Source organism: Marinococcus sp. LNSP9103-4 (genome assembly GCF_056034345.1).
Genome location: NZ_JBQLIA010000046.1, coordinates 1 through 4,228, shown reverse-complemented (window position 1 = coordinate 4,228; position 4,228 = coordinate 1). Strand labels below are relative to the sequence as shown.

Below are 4,228 nucleotides of genomic sequence, written 5' to 3'. Positions count from 1 at the left end.
CAGCCCGGAAGCTTTTACGTGTTTATGAAGAATGAGACGGCTGTGGAAGCTCCTGGGCTTCCTGAATGATTTTTTCCAGATCGTATTCATTGCTGTCCCTAGTATCGGCACCAAGTACCTTACTCATTAAATTAATTGCTTCTTCATTGGCCTGCATACTGTTCGATGCGGTGCAGTCCTGGGGAACCATTAGTTTATACCCGCGCATGTAGGCATCGTTTACTGTAAAGTGTACGCACATGTTCCCGGCGACGCCGGCGAATATAATTGTCGTGACTCCCAGGTAGTTAAGCAGGATTTCCAGCGGAGTAGCAAAAAAGCCGGAAAACTGGGGTTTGAGTATATAATAGTCATCGTCGTCAGGTAGAATTTTTTCTACTACTGGTTTGCCGGGTACTCCGTCACGTCTGCAGTATTCTACCAGGTCCGGGAAATTACTCTGCCAGCGTCCGTAATTATCGTTCACATAAATAACAGGTATATCTTTTTCTTTCGCCTGTTTCTTCAGGTTTTTAACATTTTCAGCTGCATCGAGAGCATGAGGAAGTAAATCGTCGCTGTCCGGAAAATCCAAATCGTTGATCATATCTAGAACTACAAAAGCCACACTGGACTGTTGGTTTACATGGGGTTTTTCTGATGCCATTTTATCGCCTCCATTTTTACTGATTCCTTTTTTGAATAAATTTTAAAAGAGTTTTTTGTAATCAGCGGCGAATCAGTTTGAAAATTTTCGCGGAAAGCTTGATAATGTTTTATATACTATCCAAAAAATATTGTAAAAAGGAAGGACATGTCGTTTGGTGTCCTCTCTTAGTGTACAATAGTACACAGGAGATGTAATTTTGAGGAGAGAGAAAGGGGCTGCCATCCTTGAACGAAAAAGAGTTAGAGATTCTGCACTTATTAGAGCAGAACGCCAGAATGGATATTAAAACCATTGCCAAGCTAATAGATCAAACAGAAGAAGAAGTAGAAATGATGCTGAAAAAATTAGAGGAAAACAAAGTGATCGTCACATACGCTACTGTCGTGGACTGGAGCAAAGTCAATAACCATGACGGCGTGACGGCAATGATTGATGTGAAAGTCACTCCGCAGCGGGGAGTCGGGTTTGATGAAGTAGCAGAACGGATTCATCGTTTCCCGGAGGTCAAAGCCCTGTATCTGGTGTCTGGTACGTACGATCTTCAGGTGGTCATCGAAGGAAAAACGATGTCTGAAATCGCTTCGTTTGTTTCTGGAAAGCTGTCTGCGCTTGATTCGGTTATTTCCACGACGACGCATTTCCGCCTGAAAACCTACAAACACGACGGAGTAGTGTTCGGCGACGACGATGAAGATCACAGAATGATGGTCTCGCCATGAATACTTCCTCCACACAGCAGCACAGACTGTCAGAAACCGTGCAGCAGTTAAAGCCTTCAGGCATACGCCGGTTTTTTGATTTAGCTTCTACGATGGATAACGTCATTTCCCTCGGGGTGGGGGAACCGGATTTTGTCACCCCGTGGAATGTAAGGGAAGCGAGCATTGTATCGATGGAGAGGGGCTTTACCTCCTATACGGCGAATGCCGGATTGATTGAGCTTCGAAGAGCCGTTTCATATTATCTCGAGAACTCTTTTGGTGTCTCGTATCATCCGGAATCGGATATTGTGATTACTGTAGGAGCAAGTGAAGGCATTGATGCGGCTTTTCGGGCAATTATTAATCCGGGGGATGAAGTAATTGTCGCTGAGCCATGCTTCGTCTCCTATGCGCCGATTATTACTATGGCCGGGGGAGTGCCGGTACCACTTGAAACAACGAAAAAGCACGACTTTAAAATCAATGCAGAAGACCTTGAAGCCCTTATCACTTCAAAAACGAAAGCGGTGCTTCTTTCATACCCGAACAACCCGACCGGAGCCCACATGTCAAAAGAAGAGCTCGAGCCGGTCGTAAAGGTCATCAAGGACTATGACCTGCTGGCTGTATCGGATGAAATTTACGCCGAGCTCAGCTATGATTATGAGCACGCAAGCCTTCCGGCGTTTCCGGGCATGCTCGAGCGCACAATTTTGATCTCGGGCTTTTCAAAAGCCTTTGCGATGACAGGCTGGAGGGTAGGATATGTATGCGGCCCGAAAGATATTATGGCTGCAGTGCTAAAAATTCATCAGTATACGATGATGTGTGCGTCCACCTCCGCCCAGTTTGGAGCGCTTGAAGCGTTGAAAAACGGACGCGCAGATGTCGAGAAGATGGTGGCAAGCTACCGGCAGCGCCGTAATTATTTAGTGAAGACATTTGCGGAGATGGGACTCGAATGCCACACGCCGCTCGGCGCATTCTATGCGTTCCCTTCGATTGAGAAGCTCGGTATGGATGCTGAGACATTTGCCGAGACGTTTCTGACAGAGGAGCAGGTGGCTGTGGTGCCGGGGACAGTCTTTGGTTCAGGTGGAGAAGGCCACGTCCGCTGCTCGTATGCTACTTCGCTGGAGTCGCTTGTAGAGGCCATGGAGCGGTTCAAACGCTTCATGGACCGGCATGGGTAAAAAAACACGGACCGGCAGGTTTTCTCTGCCGGTTTTTTCATGTAAAGTTGGAATATACTCCCTTCAGTTTAAAACATAAACAGAAGGGAAAATGGTACAGGGATTTACATACGTATTTTCGGTTCGTATAGAGAGGATGAATTTATTGAAAAATGCTATTCGACGCATGCTGCCGAAAAAAATACGGCAGATGATGAGCATGTCCTACCGCCAGCAGTGGTATGAAATACGCTCGAGCTTGTGGGTGCTTCCGGCCCTTTACATTATGCTCGCAGCCGTGCTTTCCGTGGTGGCCTACTGGGCGGAATTCGGTCTGCAGCCCGCCTTCAATTCGCTGCCGGTATTTTCGACGGAATACAGCCTGGCGCAGACGATGTACAGCACAATGCTCTCCGGCGTACTTACCTTGAACGCCTTCACTTTTAACTCGATACTCGTCGTGCTGACGAGTTTTTCAGGTCAGTTTACCCCAAGGGTGCTGTTTAACTTTATTGCCGACCGAAAAACCCAGCACTCGATCGGGATCTTTAATTTATGTTTCTTTTTCCTGCTGTTTGTATTCTTCTTCCTTGATTCAAGCATGAGTGAATACGTAATTTTCCCTATCTCCGGCGTGGTAATGACCTCTATTTCTGTCATTAATTTTATTTTGTTTATCAACCACGCGACGAGATGGATGCAGGTATCAAGCATTACCACCTCCATGAAGGAAGAGTCCCAGCTGCGTATTTTGAATACGCTCGTCTATGACCTTGAGCCTTACCGTCCGCAGGATCCAAATCGGGTTTTCCGGGAAAAAACACACGGCGGGGCTCATGTAGTGGCCAGTGAACGGACCGGCTTTCTGCAGGTGGTGGATTTCGGCAAGCTGATACGAGAAGCCAGAAAAGACGGGATCGTTATTCAAATGGAGCGTCGCGTCGGTGACTTTGTCATGGAAGGAATTACGTTATTTAAATACTGGAAAACAGACAGCAGCGCAGATATGGCGATCAATGAACAGAAATTCCGCCAGTTTTTATACCTGGGACACAGCAAAACGGAAGTGCAGGATTTGGAATTCGGCATCCGGAAATTGACTGAAATTGCGATCAAATCGATTGGAAACGATGAACCTATGACCGCCCAGGACGCTATTTACCAGCTGACGGACCTGCTGTTTTCGATTTCTAAAGTGACTAAATTCACTCCATATTTAACAGATGAAGATGAAACGCTGCGCCTGATTATGCAGGATGAAGAATTCTCGTTTTATGTATATTCAGCCTTCAGTCACATCGCCTCGTATTCTGAGAATGATCCGGTTGTTACAAACAGCCTGCTTGAAGCACTGGTGATTTTATCAAAAGCGTTGAATACGAAAGATAGAAACTGCTGCTGGCATTACGGGAAAGTAATCGCACGCGGATTTACCGGCCAGTTTAAATACGATTACGACCAGCTGAAATTTGTGAACAATATTGAAGCTCTTGCAAAGAACTCGGAGGATAAGGAATCTTTTCAAAGCTTTGTGCGCGATTTCATTGACCGCGGCGTTATTCAGGAAAAACATATTCCGGAACGTCAGTATAAAGAATAAAAAAAGCAGCCCGCGGGCTGCTTTTTTTACAGGCTGTCGAGAAAGTCTCCTTTCTCGACAGTTTTTTTGTAGGCAAGCGCCCCGAAGGGTCGTATACTAAAAAGAA

General features: G+C 46.1%; 4 protein-coding genes. 3 read left to right on the top strand and 1 reads right to left on the bottom strand.

The features are described from left to right. Positions 1 to 22 precede the first annotated feature (22 nt). Positions 23 to 646 carry a cysteine hydrolase family protein gene (locus ACTRXG_RS16725; protein WP_474263943.1) on the bottom strand — a complete coding sequence of 208 codons (624 nt, stop codon included), beginning with the start codon at positions 644 to 646 and terminating at the stop codon, positions 23 to 25. A gap of 278 nt (positions 647 to 924) precedes the next feature. On the opposite strand from ACTRXG_RS16725, the gene ACTRXG_RS16720 reads away from it, so the two are divergent. From ACTRXG_RS16720 to ACTRXG_RS16710, 3 genes are all read left to right on the top strand, one after another. After that, positions 925 to 1,368 (top strand): Lrp/AsnC family transcriptional regulator, encoded by a 444-nt coding sequence (locus ACTRXG_RS16720; protein WP_051143862.1) that lies wholly within the window; start codon positions 925 to 927, stop codon positions 1,366 to 1,368. Beyond that, positions 1,365 to 2,543, top strand: coding sequence for an aminotransferase (locus ACTRXG_RS16715; protein WP_474263941.1), 1,179 nt, complete (start codon positions 1,365 to 1,367; stop codon positions 2,541 to 2,543). Before ACTRXG_RS16720 ends, ACTRXG_RS16715 begins: the two co-directional genes overlap by 4 nt. 145 nt (positions 2,544 to 2,688) lie before the next feature. Further along, positions 2,689 to 4,122 (top strand): DUF2254 domain-containing protein, encoded by a 1,434-nt coding sequence (locus ACTRXG_RS16710; RefSeq protein ID WP_474263939.1) that lies wholly within the window; start codon positions 2,689 to 2,691, stop codon positions 4,120 to 4,122. Positions 4,123 to 4,228 lie beyond the last annotated feature (106 nt).